Here is a 16,612-nt window from a genome sequence, read left to right as displayed (position 1 = left end):
GAAGCGCGATGGAGAGTAAACGTCTGGACAGCGCCGCGCAGGCGGCGGGGATCAGCCTCAGTTACATTAATGCGCACGGCAAACCGCAGTCTATTGGCGCCGACACCAAAAGACGTTTGCTGGATGCCATGCACAAAGCCGACGCGAAAGCGTCGGTTGCACCGGTGCCCAACGTGAAGGTATTCACCGCAGGCAAAAAGATGCCGCTGGCGGTGGAGGGGCGCGGCGAGTTTAGCTGGCTGCTTACCACCGAAGAGGGGCATCAGCACAAAGGCCACGCCACCGGCGGCAAAACGTTAAACCTTCCGGCGAAGCTGCCGGAGGGGTATCACACCTTAACGCTCACCCAGGACGATCGTCGTTTCCACTGCCGGGTGATCGTCGCGCCAAAACGCTGCTACGAGCCGCAGGCGCTGCTCGAAGGTAAAAAGCTGTGGGGCGCCTGCGTGCAGCTCTATACGCTGCGCTCCGACAGCAACTGGGGCATCGGTGATTTTGGCGATCTGAAAAAGATGCTGGTGGATGTGGGCGAGCGCGGCGGTGCGTTTATCGGGCTCAACCCGATCCACGCGCTCTATCCGGCCAATCCGGAGAGCGCCAGCCCGTACAGCCCGTCGTCCCGTCGCTGGCTGAACGTGATTTATATCGACGTTAACGCGTTAGATGATTTCAAAAACAGCAAAGAGGCGCAGGCGTGGTGGAAACTCAGCACCACGCAGCAGGCCCTGAAGCAGGCGCGCGACGCGGACTGGGTGGACTATTCCACCGTCACGGCGCTGAAAATGGCCGCGCTGCGTCTGGCGTGGAAAGGCTTTTCGCAGCGCGATGACGAGCAGATGGCCGCGTTCCGCCAGTTTGTAACGCAGGAGGGCGAGAGCCTGTACTGGCAGGCGGCGTTTGATGCGCTGCACGCGTATCAGGTGAAGGAGGACGAAATGCGCTGGGGCTGGCCGGTCTGGCCGGAAGCGTATCAGTCCGTCGACACGCCTGAAGTAAAAGCGTTCTGTAAAAAATATGCCGATGAAGTGGACTTCTACCTGTGGCTGCAGTGGCTGGCGTACAGCCAGTTTGCCGCCTGCTGGCAGGTGAGCCAGGGCTATAAGATGCCGATCGGCCTGTATCGCGATCTGGCCGTCGGCGTGGCAGAGGGCGGCGCGGAAACCTGGTGCGACCGTGAGCTTTACTGTCTGAAAGCTTCCGTCGGCGCGCCGCCGGATATTCTTGGTCCGCTCGGTCAGAACTGGGGATTACCGCCGATGGATCCGCACGTCATGGCGTCGCGCGCCTACGAGCCGTTCATCGACCTGCTGCGCGCGAACATGCAGAACTGCGGCGCGCTGCGTATCGACCACGTGATGTCCGTGCTGCGTCTGTGGTGGATCCCGTACGGTGAAACGGCCGATCACGGGGCGTACGTGCAGTATCCGGTTGACGATCTGCTGTCGATCCTGGCCCTGGAAAGTAAACGCCACCAGTGCATGGTGATCGGTGAAGATCTCGGTACCGTGCCGGTGGAAATTGTCAGCAAGCTCCGCGACAGCGGCGTCTACTCCTATAAAGTGCTCTATTTTGAAAACGACCATGAGAAAACCTTCCGCGCGCCGAAAGCGTACCCTGAACAGTCAATGGCAGTCGCGACGACGCATGACCTTCCTACGCTTCGTGGCTATTGGGAAAGCGGCGATCTGACGCTCGGCAAAACGCTGGGACTGTATCCAGATGAAGAGGTTTTGCGCGGCCTGTATCAGGATCGCGAGCTCTCCAAACAGGGGCTGCTGGATGCGCTGCACAAGCAGGGCTGTCTGCCGAAACATGCCGGACATAAGGCGTCATTGATGTCGATGACCGCTACCCTCAATCGCGGCTTGCAGCGCTATATTGCCGACAGCAACAGCGCCCTGCTGGGTCTGCAGCCGGAAGACTGGATTGATATGGCGGAGCCGGTGAACATTCCGGGGACCAGCTATCAGTACAAGAACTGGCGTCGCAAGCTGTCCACAACGCTTGAGAAGATGTTTGCCGATGACGGGGTGAACAAGCTGATTAAGGATTTGGACAAGCGCAGAAGAGCGGTGGGCAAGAAGCGGTAGTTTCACCCTAACCCTCTCCCAGAGGGAGAGGAAATAGAATGTAGGCCGGGTAAGCGTCAGCGCTACCCGGCTTTTTTACATCAAACCACCATATTCAACAGCAGTACCCCGACCAGACCGCACACCGAAATAATGGTTTCCAGCGCGGACCAGGACTTGATGGTTTCACCGATCGTCAGGTTGAAGTACTCCTTGAACAGCCAGAAGCCAGGGTCGTTAACGTGAGAGAAAATCACGCTACCGGAACCGACGGCGATAACCATCAGCTCAGGGCTAACACCCGTGGTCGCAATCAGCGGGGCAACGATACCGCCCGCGGTGATCGCTGCAACGGTCGCAGAACCCAGCGCAATACGCAGAACCGCGGCAATAGACCAGGCCATCAGGAGCGGCGATACGTTGGTTTCATGCATCATGGCAGCGATGTATTTATCCACGCCGCTGTCGACCAGAACCTGCTTGAATGCACCGCCACCGCCGATGATCAGAAGCATCATGGCAATGATTTTGATGGAAGAGGTCAGCGTGTCGTTGATCTGATCCATAGAACGGCCGCGGTTCAGGCCGAAGGTGAACATCGCGATCAGCACCGCAATCAGCGTTGCCATGACCGGGTCACCGAGGAATTCCGCAACGGACAGGAACGGATGACCTTTCGGCAGAATCATCTCCGCCACGGCACGCATCGCCATCAGGATCACCGGTACCAGAGAGGTCCAGACGCTGACGCCAAAGCCCGGCATCTCTTCTTCGGTGAAGGTTTTGGCGCTGTACAAACCTTCCGGAATCGGCTTATCAATGCCTTTCAGGAAGCGGGCATAAACCGGGCCCGCCAGAATCACGGTTGGGATCGCCAGAATCGTACCGAACAGCAGGGTTTTACCCATATCCGCGTGGAAAATGGTTGCAATAGCGGTTGGACCCGGGTGCGGCGGCAGGAAGCCGTGAGTCACGGACAGCGCGGCAGCCATTGGCACACCGACATACAGCAGCGGGATGTTTGCCGCAGCCGCGATGGTGAACACCAGCGGCAGCATCAGCACGAAGCCCACTTCATAGAACAGCGCGAAGCCGACGGTAAAACCGGTTAATACCACCGCCCACTGGATGTTCTTCTTGCCAAATTTGGCAATCAGCGTGGTGGCGATACGCTGGGCGCCCCCGCAGTCTGCCAGCATTTTGCCGAGCATGGCGCCGAAGCCCATGATCAACGCCAGGCTGCCGAGCGTGCCGCCGACGCCGGCTTTGATGGAACTGATAACTTTAACCAGCGGCATACCCTGCATCAGACCGACTGCAAGTGCCACCAGAACCAGAGCGATAAATCCGTTCATTTTGAAACGGATCATCAAGAGCAGTAATAACACAACACCGATAGCAACGATGACTAATGGCATGATTTACCTGGCCTTTGAATTGTTATGGGTAACGTCATTGTTTCAACGACAAATTCCGATTGTCCCAACTGGGAACAGAGTGTTAACGGCACTCATACTGATGCCTTCGAAACCATTAAGTTTAGTCGGCTGTTATAAGGATGCTGAGTGCCCACGAGAATGATACGGGTAACATGGCTCGATTGAGAATCACCCTGGGAGGCTAAATTTGAATTATGAGACGCAGGTCAACATATGGGAGGTAAACGCAAAACGGTAACCATGAGGTTACCGTTTTTAATGTTTTCACCCTCTCCCGTGGGAGAGGGCCGGGGTGAGGGCATCAGACCTCACTATTTCTGTAGGCCCGGTAAGCGCAGCGCCACCGGGCGATACAGACGGATACGGAATTAGTAGTAAGAGTGCTCGCCGCGCTGGTGCTCGGTCAGGTCACGCACGCCTTTCAGTTCCGGGAACTCGTTCAGCAGCTGCTTCTCGATCCCTTCCTTCAGCGTCACATCGACCATTGAACAGCCGTTACAGCCGCCGCCAAACTGCAGAATGGCAAAACCTTCGTCGGTGATTTCCATCAGGGAAACACGACCGCCGTGGCCCGCCAGCTGTGGGTTGATCTGGGATTGCAGCAGATACTCAACGCGCTCCATCAGCGGGGCATCGTCAGACACTTTACGCATTTTCGCGTTCGGCGCTTTCAGGGTCAGCTGAGAACCCAGCTGATCGGTGACGAAGTCGATCTCCGCATCTTCAAGATACGGTGCGCTCAGCTCATCAACGTAGGCTGTGAGCTGTTCAAATTTAAGGGCAGTGTCAGTCGCTTCCACAGCGTCCGGAGGACAATAAGAAACACCACATTCTGCATTCGGAGTGCCTGGATTAATCACAAACACGCGGATCTGCGTCCCTTCTTCCTGATTTGCCAGCAGTTTGGCAAAGTGCGCTTGTGCAGAATCGGAAATACGGATCATAGCTTTGGCCTAATAGTTGACTAAATTACCTGGGTATAATCATACGCCCATTGAAGAAGGGCTACAAGGTACGGCACAGACACCATACCTGAACCGACGCGGCGCCGCTTCGCAAAAGCAGTCGGGAAAGTTCAGCAACGGTACTGCCCGTGGTGACGACATCATCCACAATCGCGATATGGAGACCGTCGACCGGCAATTCAAGGCGAAAGGCATTTTTGAGGTTTCTTTTGCGAAGCCGTGCGCTGAGCTGATGCTGGATGGCGGTGGCATGAACGCGTGTCAGCGCGCGGGCCTCATACCGGCAGCCGAGCCACCGTGCGAGGGGACGGCAGAGCAGGTCACTCTGGTTATAGCCGCGCCGCCAGTGCCGACGTCGGTATAAAGGGACATTCACCACCATGTCAATTTTCGGCAGTGCCCGGTGACGTCTCGCCTGCAAAGCCGCCAGCAACAGCAGGCGGGCAAGGGGCTGTGCCAGCGAGCTCTGCCCGGAAAACTTCAGCGCGTGGATCAGCCTGTTCAGCGGCGGAACATAATCATCCACGGCCACCAGCGCGCTCCACGGCGGGGATTTTTTCAGGCAGCGGCCACAGGGCAACGAGGGGTTCGTGGCCGGTAAACCACATTGTGGACAGATCCCGATACGCCATTGCAGCGATCGCGTGCAGACGGAGCAGACGCCCCACCCGCTGAGCGCCAGCGGCATTTGGCATAGCCAGCACAAGCCGGGTACTGTTAGCATGTGCAACCTCCATGTGAAAAAAGAGAACAGTAACTGATGAAGACGCTGTGGTGGCAGACCGTAGGGACAGGAAATTGCCATCTTGTGCTGCTGCACGGATGGGGCCTGAATGCGGAGATATGGCATTGCATACGTGAGGAACTTGCCTCGCATTTCACGCTGCATCTGGTGGATTTACCCGGCTTTGGCCGCAGCCGCGGGTATGGCGCGTTGTCGCTTGATGAAATGGCGCAGCAGGTTCTGGACGCTGCGCCGCAAAACGCGGTCTGGCTGGGCTGGAGCTTGGGCGGGCTGGTGGCGAGCCAGATTGCGCTGTCGCGGCCTGAACGCGTAAAAGCGCTGGTGACGGTGGCGTCGTCGCCCTGTTTTAGCGCGCAGGAAGAGTGGCCGGGGATCAAGCCTGACGTGCTGGCGGGCTTCCAGCAGCAGCTGAGCGAAGATTTCCAGCGGACCGTAGAGCGGTTCCTGGCATTGCAGACAATGGGCACAGACACCGCGCGTAAGGATGCCCGAACGCTGAAGCAGACCGTGCTTTCGCTGCCGATGCCGGAGGTTGAGGTGCTAAACGGCGGACTTGAGCTCCTGAAAACGGTTGACCTGCGCGAGCCGCTGGCCGCGCTGACGGTGCCGCACCTGCGTATCTACGGTTATCTCGACGGGATTGTGCCGCGCAAAGTGGTTCCGCTGCTGGATTCGCTCTGGCCGGAGAGTGAATCGCAGATTATTGCCAAAGCCGCACATGCCCCGTTTATCTCTCATCCGACGGAATTTTGTTCAGCGCTGATTGCGTTAAGTCAACGTTTCGACTGATTATTTTCTATCCTGCCTGGAAAAAGTAACACACCGCAACCATACTCCAGATGTCGTTGCGGTTGTTCTGCCTACGATAATCAAAACAACAATCCTATGGAGAGTCAGGCTATGAAACTTGTTACAGGTATTGTCACTTCTCTGGTTATTGGGTCACTGTCATTTGGCGTCTTTGCGGCAAAAGAGCTGGAAAAAGATAAAGTTGCCAGCATGAATCTGACGAAAATTGGTGAGATTTCTACGTCTGACACCACCGCGCCGATGGATGCTCGCAGAGAGCTGTCGAAGAAAGCGGATGAGCTGGGCGGAACGTACTACGTCGTCACCAGTGCAGAAAAACAGACCAAAAACGTACGCGCAACGGCGGACGTCTACAAGTAATACTATAAAGCCGGGCATCGCTGCCCGGCTTTGTTAACGCAGCGTCCACCACTCCCTGAGGCAGGCCTTTCCTTCCGGACAGCTTTTACAACTGCCGGAGAGACAACCGTCCGCTTCTTCCTGAATCCGCACGGCTTTCCCCATGGCTTCCAGTCTTTCCAGCATGGCATCGATCATCGGCTGCGGCGTATGCAGGCTGAGGCTCAGCTGTTTCGCCTCCATTCGCCCTTGCAGTGCCAGCAGGTCACGAACCTGAATCAACGATGCCATGGTTTACTCCTTAGTGACAGTCGCCCGCCGGGCTGCTGCAGCAGGTCGCGGCGGTTTTACGGTTTGCCAGCAGGTCGATGTCGACGCGGCTGCGCGCACGCCGCAGTAAACCGAGCACTATCACGTTAAACAGCACAACCGCGAGAATGCAGACCAGGCTGTAGCGCGGATGCTGGCTGAAATTAACGGTTTGATAAAAGAGCGTCGACAGCGAGTACGCAATGTTTAACCCCCACAGGATGGAGAAGCCCATCCAGCCGCGGCTGGACTCGCGGGCAATCGCCCCCATCACGGAGATGCACGGAATGTAGAGCAGAACAAAGATGAGGTAGCTGTAGGCCGCGGACGCGCTGCCAAATTTCTCGCCCATCACGCCCATGGCACCCGTCGCCATTTCGCCGTCGCCCTTGCTTGCCTCAATGGGGTTCGCCAGCACGCTCAGGCTGAAGGTATCTTTCAGGCTCTGCCAGGTTTCCTCTACGGCACCCAGCAGTTCATGACCGAGATGAAACTCTGCCGGATTAAATTCCTGTTCCTGAATGTTCTCGGCGGTGTAAAGCGTGTTCAGGGTGCCGACAACCACCTCTTTCGCCATCGCGCCGGTGAACAGCCCGACGGTCGCCTGCCAGTTATCCTCATGCACACCAATCGGTTTGAAGACCGGCGTGATGATGCGGCTGACGGAGGCGAGGGCAGAGTCGTTGATGTTATCTGCCGCCTGCCCGCTGAGGGTGAAGCTGTTCAGCGCGCTCAGGAAAATGCTGACGATGACAATCACCTTACCGGCGCGCAGCACAAAGCCCTTCAGGCGCTGCCAGGTCTGGATCGCCAGGCTTTTCAGATGCGGCACGTGATACACCGGCAGCTCCATCACAAACGGCGACGCTTCACCGCGCATAATGGTGTGCTTCAGCATCAGACCGGTGAGGATCGCCATCACGATGCCCAGCACGTACAGCGAAAAGACCGCCAGCGCGCCCTGCTGACCAAAGAAGGCTGCGGCAAAGACCGCAAAGATAGCCAGACGGGCACCGCAGGACATAAACGGCGCCATCATGATGGTCATCAGACGTTCACGCGGCGCATCCAGGGTGCGTGCGCCCATCACCGACGGTACGTTACAGCCGAAGCCGACAATCAGCGGGACGAAGGATTTACCCGGCAGACCCAGCGCCTGCATCAGACGATCCATCACGAACGCGGCGCGCGCCATGTAGCCGGAATCTTCCAGGAACGAGAGGAACAGATACATCATGCCGATCTGCGGCACCAGAGGCAGAACGGTGTTGATACCGCCGCCGATCCCCTGTGCGAGGAAGATGGTTAACCATTCAGGGAAGTGCAGAGTGTAACCCACCCACTGAATTCCGTGGACGAAGACCGCGACGGAACCGGCGTCGAAAATGGGCTGGAGGGCGCCGCCGATGTTAATGGCGAGCAGGAACATCACGTACATCACCAGCAGGAAGATGGGCAAACCGAGGAAGCGGTTAAGCACAACTTTATCCACCGCTGCCGTAAAGCGGCTGGGCTCTGCCGTCAGGGCGTTACTGACAACGTCGCAAATCGAGGCGATGGCCTGGTAACGCGCATCGGCGATGTGCAGCGCTGGGTCGTCCAGCTCGTCGCTAAGACGGGCCACCGTGGCGTCCAGCTTATCGGCCGCATGCCCGGCGTAAGCGCGGCTGTAGATATCCCCTTCCAGCATCTGCAGGCCAAGCCACAGGCGCTGTTTCGCAGGCATGCTTTTGTCCATCTCCTGCGCCAGCACATTGGCTTCGCGCAGGAGAGGCTTCGCGTAATGCACCAGCTCAATGTCATGATTTCCCTGGTGACGGTCAATGGCCAGCTTCAGCGCATCAATACCGCGAGCGCGCGTCGAGACCAGCGGAACGACCGGGCAACCCAGGCGCGCGGAGAGGGCATCGACGTCGATACGAAGCTTTTGTTTCTCCGCAATGTCGAGCATGTTGAGCGCCACGATGCAGGGGATGCCCAGCTCCAGCAGCTGCAGCGTCAGATAAAGGTTACGTTCGAGATTGGAAGCGTCGACCACGTTGATCAGCAGGTCCGCGTCGCCGCCAAGAATATAGTGGCAGGCAATCTGCTCATCGAGCGAGGTTTGCGACGAAATGGTGGTTAAGGAGTAGGTGCCTGGAAGGTCAACCAGCGTCACCTGGTTGTCCGTTGTCGTGAACTGGCCCTCTTTACGCTCAACCGTCACGCCCGCCCAGTTGCCCACGCGCTGGCGGGCTCCGGTTAGCTGGTTAAAAAGCGTCGTCTTGCCGGAATTAGGATTGCCAATTAAGCCAATAGTTAACTTTTTCATTTTTTTAGACTCACTGAAACCGCTGGCTTGTTATCGGGATAAGGCTTCGACTTCTATTAACGCGAGGTCTTTCTTACGCAGCACCAGATTCACGCGGCGGGTTTCGATATGAACCGGATCGCCCAGCGGCGCCACGCGCACGACCTGGAATGACGAGCCGGGCAGCATGCCCAGCGACAGCAGCTTTTGCCGATAGGCTGGGCTAATTTCGCGGGTAAAACCGGTAATCTTCCATGCACTGTCTGGAGTGAATTGCATAACGCCTGATTCCACGAAAGGTTAAATTATCTACTATGGGATGATAATGAGAATAGTTTTTATCAGCAATATTAAAACTGTGACGGAATGTTGTTTACGGTATTAATTTACGGCCTGTTTGACCTGGCTCAATATTTGCTGAATTGCCTGGAAAACAAAAAGGGGAGTATTTGTTAACGGGGTGATAATTCGTGGTTTAAATATGGCTATGCAATCGGTTTCATATATTTCGATATGAATTTATTCCCCCCATCCATGAGGACGAGGGGGAAAGACTGCACCGTGCGATCCCTCTCCCCTTTGGGGAGAGGGTTAGGGTGAGGGGCATTGACAGCCTTAGCGTTTCTTACCCATCGCTGCCGCCAGCGCATCCATCATCGCGCTGTTGCCAGCAGGCTGAGCGTCACGTCCGCGCGGTTTTGCCGCTTTTGCGGCCGGGCGCTGCTGCTCGCGGCCACCGCCATTGCCGCCGCGGCGCGCGCTGGTGTCGCCCGGCTGCTCGTCCAGACGCATGGTCAGCGCGATACGCTTGCGCTGCAGATCGACTTCCAGCACTTTCACCTTCACGATGTCGCCCGCTTTGACCACGGTGTGCGGGTCTTCAACGAACTTGTCGGCAAGGGAAGAGATATGCACCAGACCGTCCTGATGCACGCCGATATCCACAAACGCGCCAAAGTTAGTGACGTTGGTCACCGCGCCTTCCAGCACCATGCCGGGCAGCAGGTCGTTCATGGTTTCCACGCCGTCAGCAAAGGTCGCCGTCTTGAACTCAGGACGCGGATCGCGGCCCGGCTTTTCCAGCTCTTTGATGATGTCGGTGACGGTGGGGACACCAAATTTGTCATCGGTGAAATCAACGGCTTTCAGGTTGCGCAGGGCGCTGCTGTCACCCATAAGATCTTTCAGTGCCTGCTGGGTGGCGGCCAGAATGCGCTCCACAACCGGGTACGCTTCCGGGTGAACGGTGGAGGCATCCAGCGGGTTATCGCCGTGGTTGATGCGCAGGAAGCCCGCACACTGCTCAAAGGCTTTTGGCCCCAGACGGCTCACCTTCAGCAGCTGCTGACGGTTCTGGAACTGGCCGTTCTCATCACGCCAGGCGACGATGTTCTGCGCCATCATGCGGGTTAAGCCCGCCACGCGGGTCAGCAGGCGAACGGAAGCGGTATTCAGGTCAACGCCGACGGCGTTTACGCAGTCTTCCACCACCGCATCCAGCTTGCGCGCCAGCTGAGTCTGGCTCACGTCGTGCTGATACTGGCCCACGCCGATGGATTTCGGGTCGATCTTCACCAGCTCCGCCAGCGGATCCTGCAGGCGGCGTGCGATAGAGACCGCACCGCGCAGGGAAACGTCCAGGTCCGGGAACTCCTGGGCCGCCAGCTCGGACGCAGAATAGACGGATGCTCCCGCTTCGCTGACTATCACTTTCTGTGCCGTCACTTTCGGGAACTGCTTCTGCACGTCGAGGTAGAAACGCTCGGTTTCGCGTGAGGCCGTACCGTTGCCGATGGCAACCAGCTCGACGTTGTATTTTTCGCACAGCGCCGCCACGACGACGGCCGCTTTCGCTGCCTGGCCGGTGTGCGGATAGATGGTATCGGTCGCCACCAGCTTGCCGGTGCCGTCAACGACGGCGACCTTCACGCCGGTACGCAGACCCGGATCGAGACCCATAGTCGCGCGCAGGCCGGCAGGGGCTGCCATCAGCAGGTCGTGCAGGTTACGGGCGAAGACGTTAATCGCTTCATCTTCGGCGCGCTCGCGCACGGTGCCCATCAGCTCGGTTTCGAGGTGCATCAGCACCTTGATGCGCCAGGTCCAGCTCACCACGCCTTTGCGCCAGCTGTCCGCCGGGGCGTTGTTCAGGCGCAGGCCGAGATGGTCGATAATGATCTGCTCGCAGTGGCTCTCTTTCGGCGGCTCGTCAAACTGCGGGTCGGCGTTCAGGGAGAGCTGGAGCACGCCTTCGTTGCGGCCGCGGAACATCGCCAGCGCGCGGTGTGAAGGGGCGGTAGAGATCGGTTCGTGGTGATCGAAGTAGTCGCGGAATTTCGCGCCTTCTTCCTCTTTACCCGCGACGACGGTAGAGACGATGTGGGCATTCTTCCACAGGTAATCACGCACTTTAGCGAGCAGGGCGGCGTCTTCGGCGAAGCGCTCCATCAGAATGTAGCGCGCGCCGTCAAGGGCGGCCTTGGTGTCCGCTACGCCTTTGTCGGCGTCGATGAATTTCGCCGCTTCGGTTTCCGGATCGTGGGACGGCTCGTTCCACAGCAGGTCGGCCAGCGGCTCAAGACCCGCTTCAATCGCAATCTGCCCGCGCGTGCGGCGCTTCGGTTTGTACGGCAGATAGAGATCTTCGAGTTCGGTTTTGCTCAGGGTGCCGTTGATGGCGCTTTCAAGCTCGCTGGTCAGCTTGCCCTGTTCGCCGATAGATTTAAGGATCGCCTGACGACGTTCTTCCAGCTCGCGCAGATAGCCCAGACGGGTCTCCAGGTTACGCAGCTGCGTGTCATCCAGACCGCCGGTGACTTCCTTACGATAGCGTGCAATAAACGGCACGGTGTTCCCTTCATCAAGCAGGCGAACGGCAGCTTCTACCTGTTCGGCTCTGGCCTGAATATCACCCGCAATAATGCGGCAGAGCGAATCATTCATCATGGCTTTATCATCTGTTGAGTCGAAAAATCAGGGGATAGTTATACGGGCTGACACGGCAAAATGCCAGCCGGTGAGGGCGCTCTCGGACTATTTTACGTAGACGATCTCATTGACGTACCAGCTGGCTTCACCGGCTGGGGTCTGAACGACGGCCAGATCGCCCACTTCCTTTTTCAGCAGCGCGCGGGCCATCGGGGAGTCGATAGAGATGTAGTCCTTACGACCAAAAATTTCATCGTAGCCGACAATGCGAAAACGCAGAGTGTCGCCATCGTCGTTTTCAATCTCCACCCACGCGCCGAAGAACACTTTGCCCTCCTGCTGCGGGGAGTAATCGACAATTTTGAGATTCTCGAGACACTTCGTCAGGTAGCGAACCCGGCGGTCAATTTCGCGCAGCCGCTTTTTGTTGTACTGGTAGTCAGCGTTTTCGCTGCGATCGCCCAGGCTTGCCGCCCAGGTCACCTTTTTGGTTACTTCAGGACGCTCTTCGCGCCAGAGGTAATCCATCTCTTTTTTGAGCTTTTCGTACCCTTCGCGGGTGATCAGGGGCGTTTTCATGATAAAGCCTTTGCTGCCTGCCGGTTAACTGTCTTGCGCACAATACGTACCGCACAGTGTAACAGACAGGATTAATAATGATTTATGTGATGAAATGAGCAGATAAGCTGCTGTTAAATATGCTTTGTAACAATTTCGACTAGAATTTATACCAGAATTAACTGGTCGAATACGTGCACTTTTTTAGAATACGCTGTTACAAAGACTATCCGAACCTTTGGGAGTACACACAATGCAAGAGAACTACAAAATTCTGGTCGTGGATGACGACATGCGCCTGCGCGCGCTGCTGGAGCGTTATCTGACCGAGCAGGGCTTCCAGGTTCGTAGCGTCGCGAACGCTGAGCAGATGGACCGTCTGCTGACCCGTGAATCTTTCCACCTGATGGTTCTCGACCTGATGCTGCCTGGCGAAGACGGGCTTTCTATTTGCCGCCGTCTGCGCAGCCAGAGCAACCCGATGCCGATCATCATGGTGACGGCGAAGGGTGAGGAAGTTGACCGTATCGTCGGCCTCGAAATCGGCGCGGATGACTACATTCCAAAACCGTTTAACCCGCGTGAACTGCTGGCGCGTATTCGCGCTGTGCTGCGCCGTCAGGCGAACGAACTGCCTGGTGCACCGTCTCAGGAAGAAGCCGTCATTGCCTTCGGCAAGTTCAAGCTGAACCTCGGCACGCGCGAGATGTTCCGTGAAGACGAGCCAATGCCGCTCACCAGCGGCGAGTTTGCGGTCCTGAAAGCGCTGGTCAGCCACCCGCGTGAACCGCTTTCCCGCGACAAGCTGATGAACCTGGCGCGCGGTCGCGAATACTCCGCAATGGAACGCTCTATTGACGTGCAGATCTCTCGCCTGCGCCGCATGGTGGAAGAAGATCCTGCGCATCCTCGTTATATTCAGACCGTATGGGGTCTGGGCTACGTGTTTGTCCCGGACGGCTCTAAAGCATGAGGCGAATGCGCTTCTCGCCGCGTAGCTCGTTTGCCCGCACCCTGTTACTGATCGTCACCCTGCTGTTCGTCAGCCTGGTGACGACCTATCTGGTGGTGCTGAACTTTGCGATCCTGCCGAGCCTCCAGCAGTTTAATAAGGTCCTGGCCTACGAAGTCCGTATGCTGATGACCGATAAACTACAGCTGGAGGACGGCACGCAGCTTGTTGTTCCCCCGGCGTTTCGTCGTGAAATCTACCGTGAGCTGGGCATTTCGCTCTACTCCAACGAAGCGGCGGAAGACGCTGGCCTGCGCTGGGCGCAGCACTACGAATTCCTCAGCCAGCAGATGGCGCAGCAGCTGGGCGGCCCAACGGAAGTGCGCGTTGAGGTCAACAAAAGCTCGCCCGTCGTCTGGCTGAAAACCTGGCTGTCACCCAATATCTGGGTTCGCGTTCCGCTGACCGAAATCCATCAGGGCGACTTCTCGCCGCTGTTCCGCTACACCCTGGCGATTATGCTGCTGGCGATAGGCGGCGCGTGGCTGTTCATCCGTATACAGAACCGACCGCTGGTCGACCTGGAGCACGCCGCGCTGCAGGTCGGTAAAGGGATTATTCCACCTCCGCTGCGCGAGTATGGCGCCTCGGAAGTCCGTTCGGTGACGCGCGCGTTTAACCATATGGCGGCAGGCGTGAAGCAGCTGGCGGACGATCGTACGCTGCTGATGGCGGGCGTCAGCCATGACCTGCGCACGCCGCTAACGCGTATTCGTCTGGCGACGGAGATGATGGGGGAAGAGGACGGTTATCTCGCCGAGTCCATTAACAAGGACATCGAAGAGTGTAACGCCATCATCGAGCAGTTTATCGACTACCTGCGCACCGGGCAGGAGATGCCGATGGAGATGGCGGATCTGAACGCGGTGCTGGGCGAGGTAGTGGCGGCGGAAAGCGGCTACGAGCGGGAGATTGATACCGACCTGCAGGCGGGTGAAATTCAGGTACGCATGCACCCGCTCTCCATTAAGCGCGCGGTGGCGAACATGGTGGTCAACGCGGCGCGCTACGGCAATGGCTGGATCAAAGTCAGCAGCGGGTCTGAACTCAACCGCGCCTGGTTCCAGGTGGAAGACGACGGTCCTGGCATCAAGCCCGAGCAGCGTAAGCATCTGTTCCAGCCGTTTGTGCGCGGCGACAGCGCGCGCAGCACCAGCGGCACGGGCTTAGGCCTGGCGATTGTTCAGCGTATTATCGATAACCACAACGGACTGCTGGAGATTGGCACCAGCGAGCGGGGTGGGCTGAGCATTCGCGCCTGGCTGCCGGTACCGGTGACGCGGGGGCAGGTGAAAGAGGGTTAAAAAAAGGTGCGGCCTGATGCCCTCACCCCGGCCCTCTCCCACGGGAGAGGGAGAAAACATTAAAAAAGGCAACTTTCGTTGCCTTTTTGCTTTGACCTACAGCTTCGGTCCCGCGCTCACCAGCGCAGCACCCGCCGGGGTATCGGTATACTTCTCGAAGTTCTCGATAAACAGCTTCGCCAGAGATTCCGCCTTCTCGCGCCACTGCTCTGGAGAACCGTACGTGTTGCGCGGGTCGAGGATATGCGTATCCACACCCGGCAGCGACGTAGGGATCGCCAGGTCAAACATCGGCAGCGTGAAGGTTTCGGCGTCGTCCAGAGAACCATCCAGAATGGCGTCGATAATCGCGCGGGTATCTTTGATGGAGATACGTTTGCCGGTACCGTTCCAGCCGGTGTTCACCAGGTATGCCTGCGCGCCGGATGCCTGCATGCGTTTCACCAGGACTTCAGCGTACTGCGTCGGGTGCAGCGACAGGAAGGCCGCGCCGAAGCAGGCGGAGAAGGTTGGGGTTGGCTCCGTCACGCCGCGCTCGGTACCCGCCAGCTTGGCGGTAAAACCGGAGAGGAAGTGATACTGCGTCTGGCTGGCCGTCAGGCGAGACACCGGAGGCAGCACGCCGAACGCATCCGCGGTCAGGAAAATGACCTTCGTGGCATGACCCGCTTTTGACACCGGCTTCACGATATTGTCGATGTGGTAGATCGGGTAAGAGACGCGGGTGTTTTCCGTTTTCGACGCATCGTCGAAGTCGATGGAGCCGTCGGCACGCACGGTGACGTTTTCCAGCAGCGCATCGCGACGGATCGCGTGGAAGATATCAGGCTCGGCCTCTTCAGACAGGCGAATGGTCTTCGCGTAGCAGCCGCCTTCAAAGTTGAATACGCCGTCGTCATCCCAGCCGTGTTCGTCATCGCCAATCAGGCGACGTTTTGGATCGGTGGACAGGGTGGTTTTCCCGGTGCCGGACAGGCCGAAGAATACCGCCACGTCGCCTTTTTCACCGACGTTAGCCGAGCAGTGCATGGAGGCGATGCCCCGCAGCGGCAGCAGGTAGTTCATGACCGAGAACATCCCTTTCTTCATTTCGCCGCCGTACCAGGTACCGCCTATCAGCTGGATACGCTCGGTCAGGTTGAAGGCCACAAAGTTTTCGGAGTTCAGACCCTGCTCTTTCCACTGTGGGTTAGTGCATTTCGCACCGTTCATCACGATGAAATCCGGGGTGAAATCCTGCAGCTCTTCGTCGGTTGGACGAATAAACATGTTTTTCACGAAATGCGCCTGCCAGGCCACTTCAGTGATAAAACGCACGGAGAGACGGGTGTCGGCGTTTGCGCCGCAGAAAGCGTCGACAATGAACAGACGCTTGCCGGAAAGTTGATGAGTGACGAGCCCTTTCAGGTGCTGCCAGGTTTCCGGGGAGAGCGGTTTATTGTCGTTCTTCCCTTTGCCCTTGTCAGCCCACCACAGCGTATCGCGGGTGGTTTCGTCTCGGACGATATACTTATCTTTCGGCGAACGACCGGTAAAAATACCGGTATCGACGGCGATAGCACCAAGATTCGTCAACACACCACGCTCGTATCCTTCCAGTGCTGGATTGAGCTCTTCCTGATACAGCGTATCGTAGTCGGGGTTGTAGACGATTTCCTGGACGTCGTGAATACCATAAGCCTTGAGATCTTGCGGGGTTAAACCAGTAACACGCATATCACTGCTCCTTAGCCAATATGTACTGCCTGAAATTGTAGGGTTTTTCTGAGGTTGTTAACCGCGACGGGGCTCATAGATTTACGCATCTGGACAAAACCCTTACTAACGGAAAACGCTGCGACTCC

14 protein-coding genes are annotated in these 16,612 nt (G+C 57.6%); 5 read left to right on the top strand and 9 right to left on the bottom strand.

Going from position 1 to position 16,612, the window contains the following annotated elements; translation table 11 throughout:
* Window positions 1–8 precede the first annotated feature (8 nt).
* Complete coding sequence (gene malQ / locus SPH27_RS16795) at window positions 9–2,090, top strand: 4-alpha-glucanotransferase (RefSeq protein ID WP_182071599.1); 2,082 nt, start codon at window positions 9–11, stop codon at window positions 2,088–2,090.
* 80 nt (window positions 2,091–2,170) lie between these two features.
* On the opposite strand, the gene gntT is transcribed toward malQ, so the two are convergent.
* The 3 genes from gntT to gntX all read right to left on the bottom strand — a co-directional run bounded on the left by gntT (window position 2,171) and on the right by gntX (window position 5,197).
* A complete protein-coding gene (gene gntT, locus SPH27_RS16790) occupies window positions 2,171–3,487 on the bottom strand; it encodes a gluconate transporter (RefSeq protein ID WP_039263070.1) in 1,317 nt (438 codons plus the stop codon).
* Window positions 3,488–3,876: 389 nt separating this feature from the next.
* Window positions 3,877–4,452 (bottom strand): Fe-S biogenesis protein NfuA, encoded by a 576-nt coding sequence (gene nfuA / locus SPH27_RS16785; RefSeq protein ID WP_008503055.1) that lies wholly within the window; start codon window positions 4,450–4,452, stop codon window positions 3,877–3,879.
* Between the two features lie 61 nt (window positions 4,453–4,513).
* Entirely contained in the window at window positions 4,514–5,197 is a 684-nt protein-coding gene (gene gntX / locus SPH27_RS16780) for a DNA utilization protein GntX (RefSeq protein WP_182071598.1), read from the bottom strand.
* 36 nt (window positions 5,198–5,233) lie between these two features.
* Here gntX and bioH point away from each other — a divergent pair, with 36 nt between their 5' ends.
* Together bioH and SPH27_RS16770 are read left to right on the top strand one after the other, a co-directional pair.
* Window positions 5,234–6,007: a pimeloyl-ACP methyl ester esterase BioH gene (gene bioH, locus SPH27_RS16775; RefSeq protein WP_045888430.1), complete on the top strand. Its 774-nt coding sequence runs from the start codon at window positions 5,234–5,236 to the stop codon at window positions 6,005–6,007.
* A 111-nt stretch (window positions 6,008–6,118) separates the two neighbouring features.
* Complete coding sequence (locus SPH27_RS16770) at window positions 6,119–6,388, top strand: YdgH/BhsA/McbA-like domain containing protein (protein ID WP_048976276.1); 270 nt, start codon at window positions 6,119–6,121, stop codon at window positions 6,386–6,388.
* A gap of 33 nt (window positions 6,389–6,421) precedes the next feature.
* Here SPH27_RS16770 and feoC read toward each other — a convergent pair whose 3' ends face one another.
* The 5 genes from feoC to greB form a co-directional block, all read right to left on the bottom strand.
* On the bottom strand, window positions 6,422–6,658 hold the full coding sequence (gene feoC / locus SPH27_RS16765; protein ID WP_048976275.1) for a [Fe-S]-dependent transcriptional repressor FeoC: 237 nt from the start codon (window positions 6,656–6,658) through the stop codon (window positions 6,422–6,424).
* 10 nt (window positions 6,659–6,668) lie between these two features.
* Window positions 6,669–8,987, bottom strand: coding sequence for a Fe(2+) transporter permease subunit FeoB (feoB, locus tag SPH27_RS16760; protein WP_182071596.1), 2,319 nt, complete (start codon window positions 8,985–8,987; stop codon window positions 6,669–6,671).
* Between the two features lie 30 nt (window positions 8,988–9,017).
* Window positions 9,018–9,245: a ferrous iron transporter A gene (gene feoA / locus SPH27_RS16755; RefSeq protein ID WP_008503050.1), complete on the bottom strand. Its 228-nt coding sequence runs from the start codon at window positions 9,243–9,245 to the stop codon at window positions 9,018–9,020.
* Between the two features lie 336 nt (window positions 9,246–9,581).
* On the bottom strand, window positions 9,582–11,912 hold the full coding sequence (locus SPH27_RS16750) for a Tex family protein (protein WP_182071595.1): 2,331 nt from the start codon (window positions 11,910–11,912) through the stop codon (window positions 9,582–9,584).
* A gap of 87 nt (window positions 11,913–11,999) precedes the next feature.
* A complete protein-coding gene (gene greB / locus SPH27_RS16745) occupies window positions 12,000–12,473 on the bottom strand; it encodes a transcription elongation factor GreB (RefSeq protein WP_014885539.1) in 474 nt (157 codons plus the stop codon).
* A 232-nt stretch (window positions 12,474–12,705) separates the two neighbouring features.
* Between greB and ompR the strand changes: the two genes are divergently transcribed.
* Together ompR and envZ are read left to right on the top strand one after the other, a co-directional pair.
* Window positions 12,706–13,425, top strand: coding sequence for a two-component system response regulator OmpR (gene ompR / locus SPH27_RS16740; RefSeq protein ID WP_001157751.1), 720 nt, complete (start codon window positions 12,706–12,708; stop codon window positions 13,423–13,425).
* Window positions 13,422–14,768: a two-component system sensor histidine kinase EnvZ gene (gene envZ / locus SPH27_RS16735; RefSeq protein WP_010436407.1), complete on the top strand. Its 1,347-nt coding sequence runs from the start codon at window positions 13,422–13,424 to the stop codon at window positions 14,766–14,768. Before ompR ends, envZ begins: the two co-directional genes overlap by 4 nt.
* Before the next feature lie 96 nt (window positions 14,769–14,864).
* Here envZ and pckA read toward each other — a convergent pair whose 3' ends face one another.
* Window positions 14,865–16,484, bottom strand: a complete 1,620-nt coding sequence (gene pckA, locus SPH27_RS16730) for a phosphoenolpyruvate carboxykinase (ATP) (protein WP_023309493.1) — start codon at window positions 16,482–16,484, stop codon at window positions 14,865–14,867.
* Window positions 16,485–16,612: the final 128 nt, after the last annotated feature.

The sequence above is a fragment of the Enterobacter sp. A103 genome, from assembly GCF_034427535.1.
In the GTDB taxonomy this organism is placed as follows: domain Bacteria; phylum Pseudomonadota; class Gammaproteobacteria; order Enterobacterales; family Enterobacteriaceae; genus Enterobacter; species Enterobacter asburiae_B.
This window is presented reverse-complemented; position numbering and strand designations above follow the sequence as displayed.

Bases quoted from the DNA above. Each gene is read 5' to 3' on its own strand.
- feoB (WP_182071596.1), bottom strand. From the start codon at position 8,987: ATGAAAAAGTTAACTATTGGCTTAATTGGCAATCCTAATTCCGGCAAG.
- ompR (WP_001157751.1), top strand. From the start codon at position 12,706: ATGCAAGAGAACTACAAAATTCTGGTCGTGGATGACGACATGCGCCTG.
- SPH27_RS16770 (WP_048976276.1), top strand. From the start codon at position 6,119: ATGAAACTTGTTACAGGTATTGTCACTTCTCTGGTTATTGGGTCACTG.
- envZ (WP_010436407.1), top strand. From the start codon at position 13,422: ATGAGGCGAATGCGCTTCTCGCCGCGTAGCTCGTTTGCCCGCACCCTG.
- SPH27_RS16750 (WP_182071595.1), bottom strand. From the start codon at position 11,912: ATGATGAATGATTCGCTCTGCCGCATTATTGCGGGTGATATTCAGGCC.
- feoC (WP_048976275.1), bottom strand. From the start codon at position 6,658: ATGGCATCGTTGATTCAGGTTCGTGACCTGCTGGCACTGCAAGGGCGA.
- gntX (WP_182071598.1), bottom strand. From the start codon at position 5,197: ATGCTAACAGTACCCGGCTTGTGCTGGCTATGCCAAATGCCGCTGGCG.
- bioH (WP_045888430.1), top strand. From the start codon at position 5,234: ATGAAGACGCTGTGGTGGCAGACCGTAGGGACAGGAAATTGCCATCTT.
- greB (WP_014885539.1), bottom strand. From the start codon at position 12,473: ATGAAAACGCCCCTGATCACCCGCGAAGGGTACGAAAAGCTCAAAAAA.
- gntT (WP_039263070.1), bottom strand. From the start codon at position 3,487: ATGCCATTAGTCATCGTTGCTATCGGTGTTGTGTTATTACTGCTCTTG.
- nfuA (WP_008503055.1), bottom strand. From the start codon at position 4,452: ATGATCCGTATTTCCGATTCTGCACAAGCGCACTTTGCCAAACTGCTG.
- pckA (WP_023309493.1), bottom strand. From the start codon at position 16,484: ATGCGTGTTACTGGTTTAACCCCGCAAGATCTCAAGGCTTATGGTATT.
- malQ (WP_182071599.1), top strand. From the start codon at position 9: ATGGAGAGTAAACGTCTGGACAGCGCCGCGCAGGCGGCGGGGATCAGC.
- feoA (WP_008503050.1), bottom strand. From the start codon at position 9,245: ATGCAATTCACTCCAGACAGTGCATGGAAGATTACCGGTTTTACCCGC.